Annotated in this window: 18 protein-coding genes; 9 read left to right on the top strand and 9 right to left on the bottom strand. The window is 70.3% G+C overall.

All coding sequences use genetic code 11. The annotated features are described in order from the left end of the window. Positions 1 to 48: 48 nt before the first annotated feature. The 3 genes from ACGG9C_RS08645 to ACGG9C_RS08635 form a co-directional block, all read right to left on the bottom strand. Positions 49 to 321, bottom strand: coding sequence for a YlxR family protein (locus tag ACGG9C_RS08645; protein ID WP_194383414.1), 273 nt, complete (start codon positions 319 to 321; stop codon positions 49 to 51). An 83-nt stretch (positions 322 to 404) separates the two neighbouring features. Further along, entirely contained in the window at positions 405 to 1,388 is a 984-nt protein-coding gene (nusA, locus tag ACGG9C_RS08640; RefSeq protein ID WP_071045668.1) for a transcription termination factor NusA, read from the bottom strand. A gap of 88 nt (positions 1,389 to 1,476) precedes the next feature. Then, positions 1,477 to 3,342, bottom strand: coding sequence for an alpha/beta fold hydrolase (locus tag ACGG9C_RS08635; protein ID WP_143003776.1), 1,866 nt, complete (start codon positions 3,340 to 3,342; stop codon positions 1,477 to 1,479). A 71-nt stretch (positions 3,343 to 3,413) separates the two neighbouring features. On the opposite strand from ACGG9C_RS08635, the gene ACGG9C_RS08630 reads away from it, so the two are divergent. Then, positions 3,414 to 4,925 carry a sodium:alanine symporter family protein gene (locus ACGG9C_RS08630; protein ID WP_286721290.1) on the top strand — a complete coding sequence of 504 codons (1,512 nt, stop codon included), beginning with the start codon at positions 3,414 to 3,416 and terminating at the stop codon, positions 4,923 to 4,925. 61 nt (positions 4,926 to 4,986) lie between these two features. Beyond that, complete coding sequence (locus tag ACGG9C_RS08625) at positions 4,987 to 5,808, top strand: DUF1206 domain-containing protein (RefSeq protein WP_071045666.1); 822 nt, start codon at positions 4,987 to 4,989, stop codon at positions 5,806 to 5,808. 47 nt (positions 5,809 to 5,855) lie between these two features. On the opposite strand, the gene ACGG9C_RS08620 is transcribed toward ACGG9C_RS08625, so the two are convergent. Next, positions 5,856 to 7,607, bottom strand: coding sequence for a proline--tRNA ligase (locus tag ACGG9C_RS08620; protein ID WP_390178551.1), 1,752 nt, complete (start codon positions 7,605 to 7,607; stop codon positions 5,856 to 5,858). A gap of 76 nt (positions 7,608 to 7,683) precedes the next feature. Here ACGG9C_RS08620 and ACGG9C_RS08615 point away from each other — a divergent pair, with 76 nt between their 5' ends. From ACGG9C_RS08615 to pcp, 3 genes are read left to right on the top strand one after another with little or no spacing between them, the layout of a single operon-like run. Next, on the top strand, positions 7,684 to 8,364 hold the full coding sequence (locus tag ACGG9C_RS08615) for a GntR family transcriptional regulator (RefSeq protein ID WP_071045665.1): 681 nt from the start codon (positions 7,684 to 7,686) through the stop codon (positions 8,362 to 8,364). Further along, positions 8,361 to 9,380, top strand: coding sequence for a 1-aminocyclopropane-1-carboxylate deaminase (locus tag ACGG9C_RS08610; RefSeq protein WP_071045664.1), 1,020 nt, complete (start codon positions 8,361 to 8,363; stop codon positions 9,378 to 9,380). Before ACGG9C_RS08615 ends, ACGG9C_RS08610 begins: the two co-directional genes overlap by 4 nt. Positions 9,381 to 9,422: 42 nt before the next feature. Then, on the top strand, positions 9,423 to 10,061 hold the full coding sequence (gene pcp, locus ACGG9C_RS08605) for a pyroglutamyl-peptidase I (protein ID WP_390178550.1): 639 nt from the start codon (positions 9,423 to 9,425) through the stop codon (positions 10,059 to 10,061). Positions 10,062 to 10,172: 111 nt separating this feature from the next. Here the strand turns inward: pcp and ispG are convergent, their stop codons facing one another. After that, positions 10,173 to 11,303 (bottom strand): flavodoxin-dependent (E)-4-hydroxy-3-methylbut-2-enyl-diphosphate synthase, encoded by a 1,131-nt coding sequence (ispG, locus tag ACGG9C_RS08600; protein ID WP_390178587.1) that lies wholly within the window; start codon positions 11,301 to 11,303, stop codon positions 10,173 to 10,175. 225 nt (positions 11,304 to 11,528) lie between these two features. On the opposite strand from ispG, the gene ACGG9C_RS08595 reads away from it, so the two are divergent. Then, entirely contained in the window at positions 11,529 to 13,442 is a 1,914-nt protein-coding gene (locus ACGG9C_RS08595) for an anthranilate synthase family protein (protein WP_390178549.1), read from the top strand. Positions 13,443 to 13,478: 36 nt separating this feature from the next. Here ACGG9C_RS08595 and ACGG9C_RS08590 read toward each other — a convergent pair whose 3' ends face one another. After that, positions 13,479 to 14,804 (bottom strand): M50 family metallopeptidase, encoded by a 1,326-nt coding sequence (locus ACGG9C_RS08590; protein ID WP_390178548.1) that lies wholly within the window; start codon positions 14,802 to 14,804, stop codon positions 13,479 to 13,481. Between the two features lie 61 nt (positions 14,805 to 14,865). Between ACGG9C_RS08590 and ACGG9C_RS08585 the strand changes: the two genes are divergently transcribed. Beyond that, entirely contained in the window at positions 14,866 to 16,521 is a 1,656-nt protein-coding gene (locus ACGG9C_RS08585) for a Mur ligase family protein (RefSeq protein ID WP_390178547.1), read from the top strand. Position 16,522: 1 nt separating this feature from the next. Here ACGG9C_RS08585 and dxr read toward each other — a convergent pair whose 3' ends face one another. Together dxr and ACGG9C_RS08575 are read right to left on the bottom strand one after the other, a co-directional pair. After that, positions 16,523 to 17,605: a 1-deoxy-D-xylulose-5-phosphate reductoisomerase gene (dxr, locus tag ACGG9C_RS08580; protein WP_390178546.1), complete on the bottom strand. Its 1,083-nt coding sequence runs from the start codon at positions 17,603 to 17,605 to the stop codon at positions 16,523 to 16,525. 32 nt (positions 17,606 to 17,637) lie between these two features. Then, entirely contained in the window at positions 17,638 to 18,597 is a 960-nt protein-coding gene (locus ACGG9C_RS08575) for an FKBP-type peptidyl-prolyl cis-trans isomerase (RefSeq protein WP_390178545.1), read from the bottom strand. 156 nt (positions 18,598 to 18,753) lie between these two features. Here ACGG9C_RS08575 and ACGG9C_RS08570 point away from each other — a divergent pair, with 156 nt between their 5' ends. Next, entirely contained in the window at positions 18,754 to 19,542 is a 789-nt protein-coding gene (locus ACGG9C_RS08570; RefSeq protein WP_390178586.1) for a lysophospholipid acyltransferase family protein, read from the top strand. Between the two features lie 12 nt (positions 19,543 to 19,554). Here the strand turns inward: ACGG9C_RS08570 and ACGG9C_RS08565 are convergent, their stop codons facing one another. Continuing rightward, the gene (locus ACGG9C_RS08565) at positions 19,555 to 20,028 is read right to left on the bottom strand and encodes an OsmC family protein (RefSeq protein ID WP_286721309.1); all 474 of its coding nucleotides are present in this window, start codon (positions 20,026 to 20,028) and stop codon (positions 19,555 to 19,557) included. A 54-nt stretch (positions 20,029 to 20,082) separates the two neighbouring features. Here ACGG9C_RS08565 and ACGG9C_RS08560 point away from each other — a divergent pair, with 54 nt between their 5' ends. Continuing rightward, positions 20,083 to 21,072, top strand: coding sequence for an asparaginase (locus ACGG9C_RS08560; RefSeq protein ID WP_390178544.1), 990 nt, complete (start codon positions 20,083 to 20,085; stop codon positions 21,070 to 21,072). Positions 21,073 to 21,074: the final 2 nt, after the last annotated feature.

The raw sequence follows: 21,074 nt of genomic DNA, 5'->3' as shown, positions 1-21,074 counted from the left end.
TGTCTGGGGTCCACCCAGGCAGGGCAGACCGTTAGTCGCGGACGGGTCTCATTTCGAGCCGTTCACTTTGTTTCCATAGCCGTTCAGCCGTTTCTCGATGGTCTGCGCGTCAAGTGGTCCTGACACACGCAATGCACGCACGAAAGCACGTCGCCGCAGAGCGGCTGTCATGCACTCGGGTGTCGGATGGACCCACGCGCCTCTTCCCGGCATCGAAGCGCGGTCGTCGGGGACGAGCCGGTCATCGATGGCGACCACCCGAAGGAGAGTGGACCGGGAAGCACGCGTGCGACAACCGACGCACGTTCGTACGGGTTCCATCCTACACCTCGGCGCCCGAGACGTTTCCCACGGCGGCGAACGCCGGGGTTCGCACGGAGATTTCGATACGCCCGCTCCGCCCGCTACTCGAGAATGGAATCGGGTTGGATGTCGATCTTCGCACCCGTGAGCTTGGCTGCCAGTCGAGCGTTCTGGCCTTCTTTGCCGATCGCGAGCGACAGCTGATAGTCGGGCACGAGAGCCCGCACGGCCTTGTTGTTCGCGTCCAGCACGAAGCTCGAGGTGACCTTCGCCGGCGACAGGGCGTTGGCCACGAACGTCGGCAGGTCGGCGTGGTAGTCGACGATGTCGATCTTCTCGCCGGCGAGCTCCTCGGTCACCGCGCGCACGCGACGGCCGAGCTCCCCGATGCAGGCGCCCTTGGCGTTGATCGCCGGATCGTTCGCCTTGACGGCGATCTTCGACCGGTGCCCGGCCTCCCGGGCCAGCGAGACGATCTCGACCAGACCGGCGGGGATCTCGGGCACCTCCATCGCGAAGAGCTTGCGCACGAGGCCCGGGTGCGTGCGGGAGACGGTGATCGACGGCCCCTTCGTCCCCTTGGAGACGCTGGTGACGTAGACCCGGATGCGAGAGCCGTGCGTGTACTCCTCGCCCGGCACCTGCTCCTCGGGCGGCAGGATCGCCTCGACCGTTCCGAGGTCGACGTGGATCATGCGGGGATTCGGACCCTGCTGGATCACGCCGGCGACGATGTCGCCCTCCTTGCCCCGGAATTCTCCGAGCACGGCGTCGTCCGCGATGTCGCGCAGGCGCTGGCTGATCACCTGCTTGGCGGCGAAGGCGGCGATGCGCCCGAAGTTGTCGGGAGTGGTCTCCTCCTCGCCGATCACGGCGCCGGAGTCATCCTGCAGGGGCACGAAGATGGCCACGTGGCCGGTCTTTCGGTCCAGCTGCGCACGAGCACCGTCGGGGACCTCTCCGGACGGCGAACTGTGCTTCGCGTACGCGGTGAGGATCGCCTGTTCGATGATGCGCACCAGCTCGTCGAAGGGGATCTCCTTCTCGCGCTCGACCGTCCGCAGCAGACCCAGATCGATGTCCACGTCGACCTCCCTATTCAGCTCTCACGCCGTCGCGGCGTGGCCGACGGCATCCCGTATACGTTACCCGATCACCCCGGAGGCGATCCGCTCAGCCGGGGAGCGCCCCGGTCACGCAGTCGTCGCGCGCGGGTTCGCGCAGCTCGAACCGGTCCTTCGTCCAGCGCACGAGCACCGGCAGCAGCGCGGACCGCGGCTGCATCACGTTCAGGTGCTCGTACCCCTCGTACTCGAGGAAGCGCACGTGCTCCCCCTGCTCGCAGAGGTCGGCGACGAAGCGCTCCTGCAGCACCGGCGGGATGACCTCGTCGTCTCCGCCCCAAGCGATCAGCAACGGCGTCTCCCACGGACCCTGCGGCGTGTTCTCGCGCAGGCGCTGCCCGAGGGGTCCGGCCGCGAGGTTCTCGACGTACAGCGGACGATCCTCCGAGACGCCGAGCGCCGTGGCGACCGAGATGACGACACCGGGTTCGGACGGACACCGCTGCGTCATCTCGCGCACGATCGCCTCGCCGCCGGGGGCGACGTACCGGGCGAGCTCGACGTCGTCGTAGGTGTCCGCATAGGGCACGAGCACCCACGAGATCAGGATGGACAGTTCCACGGATGCACTCTCGCGCAGCAGCTCGGTGGCGAGGGCGTGGGGATCGGCCGCCGGCGCGATGGCGGCCGTCCCGAGAACCTGCAGCGAGGGCGTGTAGCTGTCGGCGATCTGCGATGCCCACAGCGCAGCGTGCCCGCCCTGGGAGTGGCCCCACACGACGGTGCGGGTGGACGCGTAGAGGTCGTCCATCTGCCGCGCGGCGACGGCCGCGTCGAGGGACGAGCGCGCCTCGCCGAGTCCGATGAGGTAAGGGAAGGTGCCCGGCGCCCCCTGCCCCGAGTAGTCCGGAGCGATGACGATCCATCCGTTGTCGATCACCTCGTCGAGGCTCGGCACGGACCATTTCGTCGCGGCGGCGTCGCGCAGACTCGGCGCACACCCCTGGGCGACCCCGGTGGTGCCGTGATTCCACAGCACCACGGGGCGCAGACCCCGCGTGGGCGCGGTCGGCGAGATCACGAGCGCACTGCCGACGGCGGGCTGCCCGAGTGCGTCGCGGGTGGTGTAGAGGATGCGCTGGACTTCGGCGCCGTCGGGTTGCTGACCCGAGAAGTCACCCACGCGGATCAGCTGCCCGTGGTCGTACGGGACAACGGCAGGCGGATCGTAGAAGGCGTCGACGACGGGCGCGCCATCCTGGAGCCAGTCGTTGAGCCACCAGCCGCCGGCCGAAACGGCCACGAGGAGGACGGCCAGCGCATAGCGACCCGCGGCCGCCCACACGCGCCCGCGTCGATCATGAACCTCCGCGATGCTGAGCGAGGACCGGGCGAACAGCGCGGCGTCCCGCTCGTGGGGTGCCCGCGTGAAGGCGACCGACCCGCGGACGACGGTGGACACACCGAATGCGAGGGTGCGCACGCCGAAGACGACGGCCACCACCAGCACCGTGACGTCGGGCCAGGTGAGGGAGAGCACCGCGAAGACGATCTGCGCGGCGCCGGAGGCAGCCCACAGCACGCGCTGGCTGAGGGTGCCGCCGACCAGAGCATCGACGACGGCCTGCGCACCGCCGACGAGGAGAAGGAGCGCCAGGGCGACCGGAAGGAGTTCGAGGGTGCGTCCCAGTCCCAGCAGCATCGCGAGGCCGAGGACGACCCACAGCGCCGCGAAGATCCGGGCGGCCCATCCGCGCTCCTGGTGGGGTGCGGCGAACTGGACGAGTCCGAAGATGAGCGCGCTCAATCCGACGTAGACCGTGAGCAGCACGAGCGAGGTCAGCGGCCGCGTGACGATCAGGGCGCCCAGCAGCAGCGCGATTCCGCCGACAAGGATCACCACGATCGGCGGAGCGCCGGCGATCAGGCGCGGCAGGGCGTTCAATCCCCGTCGCCATGCGTCCACCCGATTCACCTCGTCAGCATAGGCAGGTCGAAACCGCTGCGGCGTCGACGCGGCCGCCCGATCACCGCCATACTGACCGGATGGCGGATGTGAGCGCGTGGCTGGCCACGTGGGGCGACAATCTCTGGACGTGGCTGGTGCTGCCCATCGTGGTGCTGCTCGGGCTGTACTTCACCGTGCGATCCGGGGTGGTCCAGTTCCGACTGATCCCGGAGATGTTCCGCACCCTCACCGACAAGACGCCGCGCACCGCCGAGGGCAGACCCCAGTCGGTCTCGGCGTTCCAGGCATTCACGATCTCCGCCGCCTCCCGCGTCGGAGTGGGGAACATCGCCGGCGTCGGCACGGCGATCGCCATCGGCGGTCCGGGCGCGGTGTTCTGGATGTGGCTGATGGCCTTCATCGGCGGTGCATCGGCGTTCATCGAATCGTCGCTTGCGCAGCTGTACAAGACCCGCGACGCCGACGGCTTCCGCGGCGGCCCGGCCTACTACATGCAGCGCGGACTGCGAGCCCGCTGGATGGGCGTGGTGTTCGCCGTCATCCTCATCATCTGCTTCCCCGTCGCCTTCTCTTCGCTGCAGGCCAACACCATCCAGGCCACGATCGCCGGAGGCCTCGACGACTCCGCCTCCGCCTGGCTGCCGTGGGTGATCGGAATCGTCCTGAGCGCGCTGATGGCGCTGGTCATCTTCGGCGGCGTGCGCCGCATCGCCTCGGTCACCCAGCTCCTGGTTCCGCTCATGGCACTGCTGTACCTGCTCATCGGGCTGGTCATCGTCGCGCTGAACATCGACCGGCTGCCCGCTGCGGTCGCGACGATCTTCACCCAGGCGTTCGGGCCGAACGAGGTCGTGGGCGCGACGCTCGGATACATCATCCTCACGGGCGTCAAGCGCGGCATGTTCTCCAACGAGGCAGGTCTCGGCTCGGCGCCCAACGCCGGCGCCTCGGCGGCCGTGACGCATCCGGTCAAACAGGGCCTCGTGCAGACCCTCGGAGTGTACTTCGACACGTTCCTGGTGTGCTCGATCACCGCGTTCATCATCCTGGTGTCGGTTCCGGATCTGGCGAACGCCGAGCGGGGCATCGACCTGACTCAGGGCGCCGTCATCGGCACCCTCGGCGAGTGGTCGAACATCCTGCTGAGCGTCATCATCTTCCTGCTCGCCTTCAGCTCGATCCTCGGCAACTACTACTACGGCGAGAGCAACATCGAATTCATCACCCGCAGCCGCGGGGTGCTGCTCGGCTACCGGATCGCCGCGATCGCTGCCGTCCTGATCGGAGCGCTGCTGTCGGCCGACGTCGTCTGGACCTTCGCCGACGGCGCGATGGGCTTCATGGCCCTGGTGAACCTCGTGGCGATCGGACTCCTCTCGGGCATCGCCTTCGCGCTCCTTCGCGACTACACGCAGCAGCGGCGCGAGGGCAAGGACCCGGTCTTCACCCGTGACCGGCTGCCCGGGGTGGCGAACATCGAGATGTGGGAGGACGAGCTGTCGGTCACCGGGCCGATCGATCTCACGACCCGCGGCCGCCAGGCGGAGAAGCACCGCGACCACTTGCACGAGAGGTCCGCGCGCGACTGACATATCCGCGAGCGACGGGCAACCCCGCAGGCGCGCCCGGGGCCGCGGCTAACCTTGCCGCATGGGTACATCCGCGAGTGCCGCCGCACGCGACGCGAGCTCCGCGCCGGCGGTGCGCATCGCCGCTCGCCTCGGCTACGTCGCCAACGGCGTTCTGCATCTGATCCTCGGCGCGATCATCGTCTCCATCGCCTTCGGAGCAAACGCCGACAGCGACCAGTCCGGCGCCTTCAAGGCGCTCGCCGCCGCCCCGATGGGCTTCGTGGCGCTGTGGGCCCTCGTCGCCGGCCTCTGGGCGCTCGGCGCCTGGTACGTGCTCGACGGGTTCCTGCAGCGTGATCGCCCCGGCAGCAAGGGGACGGCGAAGAAGTGGGGCCGACGGGCCTCGCTGTGGGCGCGCGCGGTCGTCTACCTCGCCCTCGGCGGCATCGCCGCATCCGTCGCCCTCGGCGCGCGTCCGAACGGCGAGCAGAGCACCGAGAACGTCAGCCGCGGAGTCCTCTCCCTCCCGGGCGGTCCTTTCCTCCTGGGCGCCGGGGCACTCGTGATCGGCGGGATCGGCGTCGGATTCGTCGTCATCGGCATCCGCCGCGGATTCCGGAAGAAGGTCGATCTCCCCGTCGGCGCGATGGGGAGGACCGTGGTGGTGATCGGCGTCATCGGCTACATCGCCAAGGGAATCTCGCTGGTGACGGTGGGCATCCTGGTGCTCGTCGCCGCGGTCCGCGTCGACGCGGATGCCGCCGGCGGCCTCGACGGCGCCATCCAGACGCTGGTGGGTCTCCCCTACGGCCCGGCGCTCGTCGTCGGCGTCGGGTTCGGGTTCATCGCCTATGGCGTCTTCTCGGTTCTGCGCGGGAAGTACGCCCGCCTCGACGATTAGGTGTTCTTCGCCGTGACGATGTCACCTTCGCGCCGGCAAGAGGGGCGTCAGGTCAGGGCGGCGACCGCGTCGGCGGCCGGGAGCGTCACGCGCTCGCCGGTGCGCCGGTCCCACAGCTCGACGTTGCCGTCGGCCGCGCCACGACCGGCGATGAGGATGCGCGGCACGCCGACCAGCTCCGCGTCGCCGAACTTCACCCCGGGAGACACCTTCGGGCGGTCGTCGTAGACGACATCCAGCCCCGCCTGCTCCAGCTGTGCGGCGAGCGTCTCGGCGAGCTCGAAGGCCACCGGATCCTTGCCGGTTGCGACCACGTGCACATCGAACGGCGCCACCGAGGTGGGCCAGATGAGACCGCGATCGTCGTTGTTGAGCTCCGCGATGATGGCCAGGATGCGGGTGACGCCGATGCCGTAGGAGCCCATGGTGACCGTGACGAGCTTGCCGTTCTCATCGAGCACCTTCAGGCCCAGCGCCTCGGCGTACTTGCGGCCGAGCTGGAAGACGTGCCCGATCTCCATCCCGCGTGCCAGTGACACCGGCCCGGAGCCGTCCGGAGCGGGGTCGCCCTCTCGCACGCTCGCGACGTCGACCACGGCGTCGGCGACGAAGTCGCGGCCGGCGACGAGTGAGTGCACGTGCTTCTGGTCGATGTTCGCGCCGGTGATCCAGCGCGAGCCGTCCACGACGCGCGGATCGACCAGGTAGCGGATGCCGGTCGTCGATTCCCCACCGAGCACCGCACCTTCGGGAGACCACGGCCCGATGTACCCCTTGACGAGGCCCGGGTGGCGGGCGAAGTCCTCGTCGGTCGCGGGCTCGACCTCGGCGGGCGCGAACGCGACCTCGACCCGCTTGTCGTCGACGTCGCGGTCGCCGGGCACTCCCACGATCACGAGCTCGCGGGTGCCGTCGAGGTGCCTGAGGGCGAGCACGACGTTCTTGAGGGTGTCCGCGGCGGTGAACCGGCCGTCCAGGTGGGCGTTGCAGTGGTCGACGAGGGTGGCGATGGTCGGCGTGTTCGGCGAGTCGAAGATCACCGGCGCCGGCTGTCCCTCGATGGCGACCGGTTCCGGCGCAACGGTCTCGAAGGCCTCCACGTTGGCCGCATAGCCGCCCGCGCTGCGCACGAACGTGTCCTCACCGACCGGCGTCGGGTGCAGGAACTCCTCCGATCGCGAGCCTCCCATTGCACCCGCGTCGGCCTGCACGATCACGTATTCGAGGCCGAGACGCTGGAAGATGCGCTCGTACGCGTCGCGCTGCGCCATGTAGGACGCATCGAGGCCCTCGTCGGACGCATCGAACGAATAGGCGTCCTTCATCGTGAACTCGCGGCCGCGCAGCAGACCGGCGCGCGGACGCGCCTCGTCGCGGTACTTGTCCTGAATCTGGTAGATCGTCAGGGGGAGGTCCTTATACGACGAGTACAGGTCCTTCACCAGGAGGGTGAAAACCTCTTCGTGCGTCGGCGCCAGCAGGTAGTCGGCGTCCTTGCGGTCCTTCAGCCGGAAGATCCCGTCGCCGTACTCCTCCCATCGACCGGTCGCCTCGTACGGCTCTCTCGGCATGAGCGCCGGGAAGTGCACCTCCTGGGCCCCCGCCGCGGTCATCTCCTCGCGGATGATGCGCTCGAGGCGGTTCTTCACGCGGAGTCCGAGCGGCAGCCAGGCGAAGATGCCCGGAGCCTGCCGGCGGATGTACCCGGCGCGTACGAGCAGCCGATGACTGGTGACCTCGGCATCCGCGGGATCTTCACGGAGGGTGCGGAGGAACAGGTGCGACAGACGGGTGACCACGATCGACAAGTGTACGGACCGCGACGACGCGGCATCGCCTTGACAGATGACGCTCGATGAGTATGCAATATATTGCATGCCGATTCCCACGGAGGCTCGACCTCCGCGCCCCCTCCTGCGCGACGATGTTCTCGACCGCATCCGCGATGCGATCGTCGACGGCACTCTCACCCCGGGTGAGCAGGTGCGCGACGCCGATCTCGCGACGTGGCTGGGCGTGAGCAGAACCCCGGTGCGCGAAGCCCTCCTCGAACTCGGGCGGGCCGGGCTCGTGCGCTCCTCGCCGGGGCGGTCGACCGTGGTCTCGCCCCTCGAGAGCGATGACGTGCGCGACGCGCAGCGGGTCGTCGCCGCCATGCACCGGCTCGCCGTCCTCACGGCGGTGCCCCGCATGACAGCCGTCGACCTCGATCGGATGCGCGCGGCCAACGCCCGCTTCACGGCCGCCCACGCGGCCGGCGACGCCGACGGCGCGCTGGTCGCCGACACCGCCTTCCACGCCGTCGCGGTGGACGTGTGCGGCAACTCGGCCGCCCGGGCGGTGATCGCGCAGTACGAGCCGATCCTCCACCGCGCCGAGCGACTGCGGTTCGCATCGGTCGACGAGGGCAGGGATTCCGCGGCCCGTCACGACCGGTTCATCGAGCTGTGCGCGGCCGGCGATGCCGAGTCCGCGGCGGCGCTCGCCGAGGAGATCTGGCAGGCACTCGTCATCGACGCCTCCCCTACCGACCCCCGACACGAGGAGACCCCGTGAAGCTCGACCAGTTCCCCCGCCATCCACTCACCTTCGGCCCGAGCCCGCTGCAGCACCTGAAGCGGCTGACCCAGCACCTCGGCGGAGCGCAGATCTGGGCCAAGCGCGAGGATGTCTCCAGCGGCCTCGCCTTCGGCGGGAACAAGGTGCGCAAGCTCGAGTACATCGTGCCGGATGTGCTGGCCTCCGGCGCCGACACCCTGGTCTCCATCGGCGGCTACCAGTCGAACCACACGCGTCAGGTGGCCGCGGTGGCCGCTCATCTCGGGCTCAAGGCGCGCCTCGTGCAGGAGAAGTGGGTGCCGTGGGACGACCCCACCAACGACCGCGTCGGCAACATCCTGCTCTCGCGCATGATGGGCGCCGACTCGCGACTCGACGATCACGGCTTCGACATCGGCATCCGCGATTCCTGGAAGGACGCGCTGCGTGAGGTCGAGGAGGCCGGCGGCACGCCCTACCCGATCCCGGCGGGCGCCTCCGAGCATCCGCTGGGAGGCCTCGGCTTCGCCAACTGGGCGTTCGAGCTCGCCGAGCAGGAGAGGCAGCTCGGGATCACGTTCGACACGATCGTCGTGTGCACGGTGACCGGCTCCACGCACGCGGGCATGATCGCCGGCTTCGCCGCCCTCGAGGACGTCACCGGCGTGAAGCGTCGCGTGATCGGCATCGACGCCTCGGCGACGCTCGAGAAGACGCGGGACCAGGTCGCACGTATCGCGCGCCACACCGCCGATCTCATCGAGCTGGGCCGCGACCTGCGCGACGACGAGATCCAGGTGCTCGAGGGCTGGGCCGGGGACCTGTACGGCATTCCCGTCGAGTCGACGATGGCGGCCATGGCCCTCGGCGCGCAGCTGGAGGCGATGATCACCGACCCCGTGTACGAGGGGAAGTCGCTCGCGGGGCTCATCGACCTCGTTCGCGACCGCGACATCCCCGCCGACTCGAACGTGCTGTACGCCCATCTCGGCGGTCAGCCGGCGATCAACGCCTATCACGCGCTGTGGGAGTGACCTCGCCCGACGGCGCGCGACCGGCGATCTAGGGTGGATCGGGTGACCACCGTGCTCCTGACCGGTTTCGAGCCGTTCGCCGCCGATCCGACCAACCCGTCGGGCGACGCGGTGCGCCTGGTGGCGGGCGGATGGGACGGCGCCGCGCATCTGGTCACCGACGTGCTGCCGGTGACCTTCGCCGGTGCCGCCGCGCGGCTCGACGAACTCATCGAGCGCCACTGTCCCGACATCGTGATCTCCACCGGACTCGCCGGCGGGCGAGACGCGGTGACCCCCGAGCGGGTGGCCATCAACCTGCAGGATGCGCGGATTCCCGACAACGACGGCGCGCAGCCGGTGGATCTGCCGTGCGTGCCGGGCGGCCCCGCGGCCCTGTTCTCGTCACTCCCGGTGAAGGCGATCGCACGAGACGTCTCGGCCGGCGGCATCCCGGCGCGGGTCTCCCTGTCGACGGGCTCCTACGTGTGCAACCACGTCTTCTACGTCGCCGCGCAGGGCGCCGCGTCGCGCCCCGGAACGCGCGCCGGCTTCATCCACGTGCCGTGGGACACCGCGCACGCCCCGGAGGGCCAGCCCGCGGTGCCGCTCGCGGACATCGCCGCGGCCCTGCACGTCGCGATCGCCACCACGCTCGCGACCCCGCACGACCTCTCGGAGCCGGCCGGCAGCATCCATTGACCCACCCCTGCGCCCGCGGCTTGGTCGGAGAATCCGCCCGACGTCGGAGGAATCGGCCCGAATCTTCCGACATCGGCGTGATTCTCCGACATCGGCGGGCGCGGGGCTGGGTCAGGAGGTGAGGACCTGGGCCGTGCCGAGGGGGGCATCCGGACCCATGTCGTCGGCGAGCCGGTTCGCCTCGGCGATGAGGGTGGCGACGATATCCGCTTCCGGAACGGTCTTGATGACCTCGCCCTTGACGAAGATCTGGCCCTTGCCGTTGCCGCTGGCCACTCCCAGGTCGGCGTCGCGGGCTTCGCCGGGCCCGTTGACGACGCATCCCATCACGGCCACCCGCAGCGGAACGGTCATGTCCTTGAGGCCCTCGGTCACCGAGTCGGCGAGGGTGTACACGTCCACCTGCGCGCGCCCGCACGACGGGCACGAGACGATCTCGAGCTTGCGCTCGCGCAGGTTCAGGGACTGCAGGATCTGGTGGCCGACCTTGACCTCCTCGGCGGGAGGGGCCGACAGCGAGACGCGGATGGTGTCGCCGATGCCCTCGGAGAGCAGGATGCCGAACGCCGTCGCACTCTTGATGGTCCCCTGGAAGGCGGGCCCGGCCTCGGTCACCCCGAGGTGGAGCGGCCAGTCGCCGCGCTCGGCGAGCTGCCGGTAGGCCTTCACCATCACGATCGGGTCGTTGTGCTTGACCGAGATCTTGAAGTCGTGGAAGTCGTGCTCCTCGAACAGCGACGCCTCCCACACCGCCGACTCCACGAGGGCTTCCGGCGTCGCCTTGCCGTACTTCTCCAGCAGCCGCTTGTCGAGGGAGCCGGCGTTGACGCCGATGCGCAGCGACACGCCGGCGGCCTGCGCCGCACGGGCGATCGCGCCGACCTGGTCGTCGAACTTGCGGATGTTGCCGGGATTCACGCGAACGGCCGCGCACCCCGCCTCGATGGCCTGGAAGACGTACTTGGGCTGGAAGTGGATGTCGGCGATGACCGGGATCTGGCTCTTCTTCGCGATGATGTGCAGCACGTCCGCATCGTCCTGACTCGGCACCGCGACGCGCACGATCTCGCATCCGGATGCGGTCAGCTCGGCGATCTGCTGGAGGGTCGCGTTGATGTCGGTCGTCGGCGTCGTCGTCATCGACTGCACGCTGACCGGCGCGTCGCCGCCCACCAGCACCTTCCCCACGCGGATCTGCCGGCTCCGGCGCCGGGGCGCGAGCACGTCGGGGACACTCGGCATACCGATGTTCACTGCGGGCACCTCTTCAGGGTACGCCGTGGAGCACCCGGCACGGCCGCAGGCGGCCTCACGGGCCTGTGGTAGGTTCGGCGCATGTTCCCGCGACGTCACTGGTGGCTCACCGCATAGGCGGTGGGTTGTCGCGCGAACGACAGACCGCCCCTGACTGACACGGGCGGTCCTCTTCTCTGCAAGGGCCGACCGCCCATCCGACGAGAGAACCCGATGAGCACGCCTGCCCCCTCCCTCGCTGCCCTGGCCGCCAGCGACGCTCCCTTCGCTCTCATCGCCCGCGATGCCGACACGGTCGAGGTGCTCACCGGCGAGGTCGTGGACGTCGACCTGCTCGGCGACATCCCGCTGGTCGCAAGCGACGGCACGCCTCGGGAGGTGCTGGCTCTCGTGCCGTTCCGGCAGGTGCGCGAGCGGGGCTTCGTCTGCCACGACGACGGCGCACCGCTGCGATGCCTGCTCGTCGACGAGCACACCTCCCTCCCGCGAGCAGACGTGCTCGCCGAGCTCCCCGGAGCGCCGGTCACCCTCTCCGATGCCGGCTTCGACATCGCCGACGACGACTACGCCGACATCGTGCGCCGAGTGATCGCCGATGAGATCGGCCGCGGCGAAGGAGCGAACTTCGTCATCCGACGTGATTTCACGGCCTCGGTCGACGCCGACCCGCGCGTCGCCGCGCTCACGTGGTTCCGCGCGCTCGCCGAGCACGAGCAGGGCGCGTACTGGACCTTCGCCATCGTCACCGACGGTCACGTGGCGGTCGGCGCGAGCCCTGAGGCGCACGTGAGCGCGACCGGGGGCGTGGTCACCATGAACCCGATCTCGGGCACGTTCCGCCACCCGCAGGGCGGCGCCACCGTGGCGACGCTGAGCGAGTTCCTCGAATCGACCAAGGAGACCGAAGAGCTCTTCATGGTCGTCGACGAGGAGCTGAAGATGATGAGCGCCGTGTGCTCCGACGGCGGCCGCATCACCGGACCGCGCCTGAAGGAGATGTCGCGGCTGACGCACACCGAGTACATGCTGCGCGGACGCAGCCGCCTCGACCCGCGCGACATCCTCCGCGAGACGATGTTCGCACCCACCGTCACCGGATCCCCGATGCAGAACGCCTGCACCGTCATCGCCCGGCACGAGACCTCCCCGCGCGGATACTATTCGGGCGTCGCCGCCCTGTTCACGCCGCGCCCGACGCAGGTTCCGGATGAGCCCACGCACGATCTCGACGCGCCGATCCTCATCCGCACCGCCTACCTCGTCGACGGGGCGCTGCGGGTGCCGGTCGGCGCGACGCTCGTGCGGCATTCCGACCCGTACGGAGAGGTCGGCGAGACGCACGGAAAAGCCGCCGGGGTGCTCGGCGCGATCGGCGCCGTCGCGCGTGACACGTCCGCATCCGCCGGCGACGACGACGCTCCCACCGGACCTCCCGCGCGGCTCGCGGAAGACCCGGATGTCGCGAGCCTGCTCGCCTCGCGCAACTCCCGCCTCGCCGACTTCTGGCTCAATCCGCAATCCGGCGGCACCGACGGCCCCTTCGCCGGACACCGCGCAGTGATGGTGGATGCCGAGGACCGGTTCACGACGATGCTCGCGCACCAGCTGCGCCACCTGGGCCTCGACGTCACCATCACCCCGTGGCACGCCGCCACCGATGAAGAGATCGTCGGCGCCGAGCTGCTCGTGTGCGGTCCCGGCCCCGGCGACCCCCGCGGACTCGAGAACCCGCGCATCGCTCGGATGCGCGAGGTCGTGGCGATGCGGCGCGCGAGCGGCCGGCCCCTGCTGGCCGTGTGCCTCAGCCATCAGGTCCTCGCCGACAGCCTCGGCATCGAGCTGGCTCCGCTGGCGCGCCCGCACCAGGGTGTGCAGCTGCGCGTCGACATCTTCGGCGAGCCCGCTTCGATCGGGTTCTACAACACCTTCACCGCGACGGTGCCCGCCGGAACGAGCCGCATCGGCGAGGCCGAGGTCTCCGCCGACCCCGAATCCGGCGCGGTGTATGCGCTGCGCGGGCCGGGGTTCGCCTCGGTGCAGGGTCACCTCGAGTCGATCCTGTCGCGCGACGGGCTGCGCACCCTCGAGCGGCTGGTCGCCGAGGCTTTCGCCGTCACCCCCGCCTGAGCGCTGCGAGGTCCCGCGATCGACGGGGGGCGCAGCTCAGGAGCCGAAGATCGAGATCGGATTGACGATGTCGGCGAGGATCAGCACGGCGCCCATGGCGATCAGGCACACGACCACGACGAAGGTCACGGGGACGAGCTTGGTCGCATCCACCGGAGCCGGGGGCGGACGACGCAGCAGCTTCGCCCACGCCCGCTTGATCCCCTCCCACAGCGCCACGACGACGTGACCGCCGTCCAACGGCAGCAGCGGGATGAGGTTGAAGACGAACAGGGCGATGTTCAGCGAGGCCAGGACCGACAGGATGCCCGCGACCCGGTTCAGGACCGGAGCCTCCGCGGACGCGACCTCACCGGCGATGACGCCCGCGCCGACGATGCTCAGCGGCCCGTCGGGATCACGCTCTCCCCCCGTGACGAGGTCGACGCCGGTCTCCCAGACCTTCACCGGCAGCTGCCACATGATGCCCGCCACGGCACCGACGTTCTCGAAGGCCATCTGAGGACCCGCCCAGACGGGCTGCGGCCGCAGTTCGCTCACCGGCGAGATGCCGATGAATCCGACCTCTTCGGTCACGGCGACATCGTTCTCGTCGGTGACGGCTCGTCCGGCCTCATCGGTCACGGGCCGTTCGGTCAGCAGCGGGGTGACCGCGAGGGCCGTCTCGACGCCGTCGCGGAGCACCACCACCTCGAGCGTCTCGCCCGGGGCGTCGCGGATGATCGACGAGGCCTCGTCGAAGCTCGCCACGGGCGTGCCGTCGATCGAGACGATCTCGTCGCCGGGCAGCATCCCCGCCTCCGCCGCGGGTGCGACGGGGTCGGCCGATGTGCACTCGGCGCCCGCCGCCGACGCCGGCACCACGCACTCGGACACGGCAGCGACCGTCGTCGTCGCCGTGGACAATCCGATGCCCGAGGCCAACAGGGCGAACAGGACGATCGCCAGCAGCAGATTCATGACCGGGCCGCCCAGCATGATGATCACGCGCTTGAACACCGGCAGCCGGTAGAAGACGCGATCGTCGCCGTCACCGTGGACGGTCTCATCGTTCGCGGCACGGGCGTCCTGGACCATCGTGGCGAAGAATCCGCCGCCGGCGCGTCCCTCGCCGGCACGCTCGGCGGGGGTGGGCGGATACATTCCCGCCATGGAGATGTAGCCGCCGATCGGGAGGGCCTTCACGCCGTACTCGGTCTCACCGAAACGGCGGGACCACAGCGTCGGCCCGAAGCCGATCATGTACTGCCCGACGCGAACCCCGAAGCGCTTGGCGGGCACCAGGTGACCGATCTCGTGCAGGGCGATCGACACGGCGAGGCCCACGAAGAGCAGGGCGAAGCCGATGACGAATGCGATCACGACCCCACGGTACTCGCGCCTGCCTATGAAGAGGCCGCGAGGTGAGAGGATGGATGCCGCCATGCCGACCGACACCGCCTCCCATCTGCCACCCGTGCTCCGGCCCGAGAATCCGCCGACGCACGGCCTCGCCGACTTCGCGCGCGAGGTCGGCGCGCGCTCTTCGGACGACCTCGCCGGCGTCACGCTGTCGGGCATCACGCTCGCCACCGCGGACCTGCGACCGGGCGACGTCTTCGTCGCGGTGCGCGGGGTGAACCGGCACGGCGCGGAGTTCGCGGCCGATGCCGCCGCCGCCGGAGCGGTCGCGGTGGTCACCGACGCCGCCGGAGAGGCGATCGCGCGCACGGCCGGCATCCCCGTGCTCGTCGTCGACGACCCGCGAGCGGCTCTCGGCGACATGTCGGCGCGTGTCTACGCGACCGGCGCCGACGACGACCTGCCCCTCCTGCTCGGCACGACCGGCACCAACGGCAAGACGAGCGTGTCGCACCTCCTCGAGGGCATCCTGTCGCAAATCGGCGCGGTGACCGGGCTCTCGTCCACCGCCGAGCGCCACATCGCCGGACAGATCATCGTGTCGCGACTGACCACGCCCGAGGCCTACGAGATGCACGCGCTGCTGGCGCTGATGCGGGAACGCGGCGTCGAGGCCGTGGCCGTCGAGGTGAGCGCGCAGGCGCTGTCGCGGCGCCGCGTCGACGGGATGATGTTCGACGTCGCCGGGTTCACGAATCTCTCCCACGACCATCTCGACGACTATGCCGACATGGCCGAGTACTTCGAGGCCAAGCTCCCGCTGTTCCGCACGGACCGTTCGCGACGCGCCGTCATCAGCCTCGACTCCGCATCGGGGGCCGATGTCGTCGCGGCGTGCGAGGTGCCGTGCGTCACGATCGGCACTCCCGACATCGCCGACGATCGCGACGCTGCCGCGGACGCCGACTGGGTCGTGGAGATCATCGATGAGCAGCAGATCGGCACACGCTTCGCGCTCGCCGCTCGCGACGGCCGGCGGCTGGAGACGACCGTGCCGGTCATCGGCCGTCACATGGCGGCCAACGCGGGTCTCGCGATCGTCATGATCCTGGAGGCCGGCTACCCGTGGGAGCGGCTGACCGCGGCGCTCGAGGGCGGCCGCATCGAGGCGTACCTGCCCGGTCGCACCGAACTGGTCTCCGGCGACACCGGCCCGGCCGTCTACGTCGACTTCGGGCACTCCCCCGACGCCTTCGAGAAGACCCTCGCCGCCGTCCGGCGCGTCACGCCGGGCACGGTCCTCATGCTGTTCGGCGCGGACGGCGATCGCGACACCACGAAGCGACACGACATGGGCCGCACCGCCGTCGACGGCAGCGACATCCTGATCGTCACCGACCATCACCCCCGTCATGAGGAGCCGGACGCGATCCGTGCGAGCCTCGTCGAAGGCGCGCGCGGGGCGCGGCCCGACGCGGACATCCGCGAGTCCTCACCGCCGGAGCGCGCCATCCGCGAGGCCGTCGAGCTCGTCGGCGACGGCGATGCAATCCTGTGGGCCGGGCCCGGCCACCAGGACTACCGCGACATCCGCGGCGTGCGCACACCGTATTCGGCCCGCGAGCTCGCCCGCCGCGCTCTGCGCGACAGGGGATGGCCGGTGCCCGAACCGCGCTGGCCCGTGCCCTACCCCGACGATCGGACGCCGGACTCCGACCCGCTGCGCCCGTCGCGCTGACTCAGGCCGCGGCGACGGCGCGATCCGCCGCCTCACGCGCCCAGCGCTCGGCCTCGGCGAGGGTCTCGAGCGTGAGCTCCGTCGGAGGCTCGTGCGCATCGACCACGGCGGCGATCGTCTCGACGATGTCGGTGAAAGCGATCGCGCCGTCGTGGAACGCGTCGACGGCCTGCTCGTTCGCCGCATTGAACACCGCGGGGAAGGTCGATCCCGCACGACCGACCTGCTTGGCCAGCGCGACGGCCGGAAACGCATCGTCGTCGAGCGGCTCGAACGTCCACGAGGTGGCGCTCGTCCAGTCGAGGGGTTCCCCCACCCCGCCGACGCGGTGCGGCCAGTCCAGGCCGAGGGAGATCGGCAGCCGCATGTCGGGAGGCGATGCCTGAGCGATCGTCGATCCGTCGACGAACTCGACCATCGAGTGCACGATCGACTGCGGGTGCACGACCACGTCGATGTGCTCGAACGGCACCTCGAACAGCAGGTGCGCCTCGATGACCTCCAGGCCCTTGTTCACCAGCGTGGCGGAATTGGTCGTCACGACCCGGCCCATGTCCCAGGTCGGATGCGCGAGCGCCTCACGCGGAGTGACCGTCGCCATGTCGCTGCGCGAGCGCCCGCGGAAAGGACCTCCCGACGCAGTGAGCACGAGCCTGCGCACCTCGGCCCTCTCACCGCTTCGCAGGGCCTGCGCGATGGCCGAGTGCTCCGAGTCGACCGGGACGATCTGTCCGGGGCGCGCCGCACGACGCACCAGATCACCGCCGACGATCAGCGACTCCTTGTTCGCCAGGGCGAGCGTCGTGCCGGTCGCCAGCGTCGCGAGCGTGGGTCCCAGCCCCACCGAACCGGTGATGCCGTTGAGCACGACGTCGGCCTCGACGTCGCGCACCAGCTGGGCGGCCTCCTCCGCTCCGAGCGCCGTGTGCTCCACGCCGAACGCCTCCGCCTGGGCGGAGAGCACGTCGCGCGAGGAGTGAGCGGACAGACCGACGACGTCGAAACGACGCGGGTTCGCGCGGATGACCTCGAGCGCCTGGGTGCCGATGGAGCCGGTGGAACCGAGAACGATGACGCGCCGCATGCGGTCAGACTACCGACGCCGCACGCGTGGGGTCACTCGGCCGCGACGGCGTGCTGCGTGCCCAGGATGTCCACGACGAACACGAGCGTCTCGTCCTGCAGCTCGTTTCCCTCGCTGTCCCCGTACCCGAACTCCGGCGGGATGACCACGAGCACCTGCGAACCGACGGTCTGCCCTTCCAGCGCCTGCTGGAAGCCGGCCACGACACCGGTGGTGGTGAAGGTTGCGGGGGTGTCGCGATCCCAGCTGGAATCGAAGATCTCGCCGTCGGACCACTTCACACCGGCGTAGTGCACGAGCACCGTGTCGCCGGACTCGACCGTCGCACCGTCACCGACCTTCAACTCGGCGATCTCGACATCCGTCGGCGCCTCGGCGTCGGGAATGGTCACCGTGGGGGCGCCGTCGTCGTCGAGGGTCACGTCCGGCATGCCTTCGACGGGCTCCTGCTCCTCGCCCCACGCGGCGTCGGGAACGACGCTCAGCAGATCGAAGACGTAGACCTCCGCACCGTTGGTGTCGCTCGCGGGGAAGGCCGCGACCACGCGCGTGCCGGGGGTCGCGCACCCGACGATCTGACCGATCGGGTTGTCGGCGGAGATCTGTGCGGGAAGGATCTCCGCGCCCTCGTACCCGAGCGTTCCCAGCTCCTCGCCGGTCTCGGCGCTGTAGGCGGTGAGCGCATAGGACACGAGGTCGCCGGATTCCACGGGGTCTCCCTCGCCCTCGGTCACCACGGAGCTCTGAAGCTCGCCGACCTCGAGCGGGAACTCGAACGTCGCGGTGGACTCCTCGCCCGTCTCGCCCTCGACGGTCACGGCTTCGGAGGCCGATCCCGAGGGGGCGGCGGCGGCGCAGAGCGCATCGGCGGACGCGTCCGGTTCGGGGTCGGATGTGCCGCATCCGGCGAGCAGGATCGCCGCAGCGGCGACGGCGGAGATGGCGAACAGGGAGCGATTGCGCACGAAGACCTCGAGACGGTGGACAGACACGGTCGCCCCCATCCTGCCCCACGATCTCTTTGATCGGGCTGAGAGCCCCGCCGCCCGGGCCGGGATCCGGTCGATCGACGAGCCGAGAGCCGACCGGCTCCACGCGCCCGGAGCATAACGTGCCGGGCATGCGATCCGCGGTAGCCTCGTCGGGTGATGTCTGCGGAAACCCCCGATTCCGAGAACACCGGCAACGACGACGAGCGCACGCCGGAGGGCGTGCGCCGCATGGGCGCGACCTATGCGTTCGGCCGCATGGTGGTGACCCCGCTCGGTCGGCTGCTGTATCGTCCGCGGGTCGAGGGCCGGCATCACGTCCCCCGGCAGGGTCCGGTGATCTTCGCCAGCAACCACCTGTCCTTCATCGACAGCATCGCGATCCCCGTCGCCGCTCCGCGGCCGGTGCACTTCCTCGCCAAGGCGAGCTACTTCGACGGGCCCGGGATGAAGGGGTGGCTGTCCAAGCAGTTCTTCCTCTCGATCGGCGCGATCCCCGTCACGCGGGGTGCCGGGCAGGCGGCGCTGGACGCCCTCGACCAGCAGCGACTTCTGCTGGATCAGGGCAGCGCCGTCGCACTGTACCCGGAGGGGACTCGATCCCTCGACGGGCGCCTCTACAAGGGGCGCACCGGCGTCGCCTTCCTCGCTCTCCAGACGGGCGCTCCGGTGGTGCCGGTCGGCCTCATCGGCACAGACCGCGTCATGCCCGTGGGCGCGAAGATGCCGTCGCTGCGCGAACGTGTCACGGTGCGATTCGGTGAGCCGATCGATCTCTCGCATCACGGTGCCGCGTCGTCGGGACGCGCTCGTCGCGGGGCCACGGACGACATCATGAACGCCATCCAGGCCCTCTCGGAGCAGGAGCTCGCGGGCGCCTACAACGAGCTGCCCGCCCACGGGCCGATCGAGAAGATCAGGCAGGCGCTGCCGCACGAGCGCGTGTGAGCGCCCGGCAGCTCAGGCCGCCACGCGCACGGTCGCCTCGTGACGCACCGGGAAGTTGACGGAGTTCGCGATGAAGCACCATGCGTTCGCCTGACGGTGTGCCGCGTACGCGGCATCCACCATCCCCTCCTCGGCGACCGTGACGACGGGGTGGAGCACGACCTCACGGAAGGCGCCGCCGCCCGTGCCGTCGAGCACGAGGGTTGCGGTCGCGTCGTCGTGGTACGCGGTGACGACCACACCCGCGGTCACGCACGCGTGGAGGTAGGACAGCAGGTGGCACTGCACGAGGGATGCCAGGAGCATGTCCTCGGGGTTCCACCGTGCCGGGTCGCCGCGGAACGGGGCATCGGCCGAGCCGAGCAGCGCCGGCTTGCCCTCGACCTCGAGGGTCACGGAGCGGTCGTAGTCGCGGTATCCGCTCGTGCCGCTTCCGCGCTCACCGGTCCAGGTCGCGCGCATCGCGTAGGAGTGTTCGCCGGGCATGGGGCCAGTCTGACACGACCGGCCCCGCGCACGGGCGGACGTTAGGCTGGTGGTGTGCCGGAGACCTTCGCCGCCAGCAGCGCCGTCCCCCTCGCCGTCGTCGAACGCAGCGGGTTCATCGAGTCCCGCCACATCGGGTCCGCGATCGTGCTGTCTCCCGACGGCGGCGCGTCGACGACGCTGGGCGACACCGAAGCGCCGATCCTTCCGCGTTCGTCCCTCAAGCCGGTGCAGGCGCTGGCGATGCTCGCCGCCGGCACTCCCCTCGAGGGCGAGCGACTCGGCATGGCCGCGGCCAGCCACTCCGGCACCGATCGGCATGTCGCCGCCGTGCGAGACATCCTCGACGCCGCCGGCCTCGATGACACCGCCTTGCAGTGCCCGCCCGCATGGCCGGGAGACGGCCCGGCGCGCGACGCGATGGTCCGCGCCGGGGCCGCGCCGGCACGCGTGCGGATGAACTGCTCCGGCAAGCACGCCGCCATGCTCCTGGCCTGCACGACGAACGGCTGGCCGATCGAGACGTATCTGCATCCCGAGCATCCGCTCCAGGTGCAGATCCGCGAGGTGACCGAACGCCTGACCGGGCAACGGGTGACGACGACGGCGATCGACGGATGCGGTGCGCCGGTGTTCGCGATGAGCCTCGCGGCGCTCGCGAAGGCGATCCACCGCATCGGCACGTCGTCCGAGCGCTCGCCCTTCGCGCTCCATCGCAGCGCAGGGGCGCTGGTGCGCGCCGTGAAGGAGAACCCGTGGACGATCGACGGCCCCTCGCGACCGGACACGCTGGCCATCTCCCGACTGGGGGTGTTCGCCAAGGGCGGCGCCGAAGGCGTGATGGTCATGGTCGCCCCCGACGGCACCACCGTCGCCGCGAAGATCCTCGACGGCAGCGGACGCGCGGCGACCGCGGTCGCGGGGCGCCTGCTCGAGCGCGCCGGAGCCCTGGCAGAGGCGGACGTCTCCGCGCTGCTGGCGGAGCTGCCGCTGCGGGTGACCGGCGGTGGCGTCGAGGTGGGCCGGATCCGTCCCGTCTTCTGAGG

The sequence above is a fragment of the Microbacterium sp. MTN4-26 genome (genome assembly GCF_042846595.1).
Taxonomy (GTDB): domain Bacteria; phylum Actinomycetota; class Actinomycetes; order Actinomycetales; family Microbacteriaceae; genus Microbacterium; species Microbacterium luteum.
The sequence above is the reverse complement of the archived record's forward strand: the minus strand, read 5'-3'. Positions and strand labels throughout refer to the sequence as shown.

Excerpts from the sequence above, each read along its gene's own strand:
- ACGG9C_RS08630 (WP_286721290.1), top strand. The coding sequence starts at position 3,414 with ATGGCGGATGTGAGCGCGTGGCTGGCCACGTGGGGCGACAATCTCTGG.
- ispG (WP_390178587.1), bottom strand. The coding sequence starts at position 11,303 with ATGCCGAGTGTCCCCGACGTGCTCGCGCCCCGGCGCCGGAGCCGGCAG.
- ACGG9C_RS08615 (WP_071045665.1), top strand. The coding sequence starts at position 7,684 with ATGCCGATTCCCACGGAGGCTCGACCTCCGCGCCCCCTCCTGCGCGAC.
- ACGG9C_RS08645 (WP_194383414.1), bottom strand. The coding sequence starts at position 321 with ATGGAACCCGTACGAACGTGCGTCGGTTGTCGCACGCGTGCTTCCCGG.
- dxr (WP_390178546.1), bottom strand. The coding sequence starts at position 17,605 with ATGCGGCGCGTCATCGTTCTCGGTTCCACCGGCTCCATCGGCACCCAG.
- ACGG9C_RS08585 (WP_390178547.1), top strand. The coding sequence starts at position 14,866 with ATGCCGACCGACACCGCCTCCCATCTGCCACCCGTGCTCCGGCCCGAG.
- ACGG9C_RS08565 (WP_286721309.1), bottom strand. The coding sequence starts at position 20,028 with ATGCCCGGCGAACACTCCTACGCGATGCGCGCGACCTGGACCGGTGAG.
- ACGG9C_RS08625 (WP_071045666.1), top strand. The coding sequence starts at position 4,987 with ATGGGTACATCCGCGAGTGCCGCCGCACGCGACGCGAGCTCCGCGCCG.
- ACGG9C_RS08595 (WP_390178549.1), top strand. The coding sequence starts at position 11,529 with ATGAGCACGCCTGCCCCCTCCCTCGCTGCCCTGGCCGCCAGCGACGCT.
- ACGG9C_RS08570 (WP_390178586.1), top strand. The coding sequence starts at position 18,754 with ATGTCTGCGGAAACCCCCGATTCCGAGAACACCGGCAACGACGACGAG.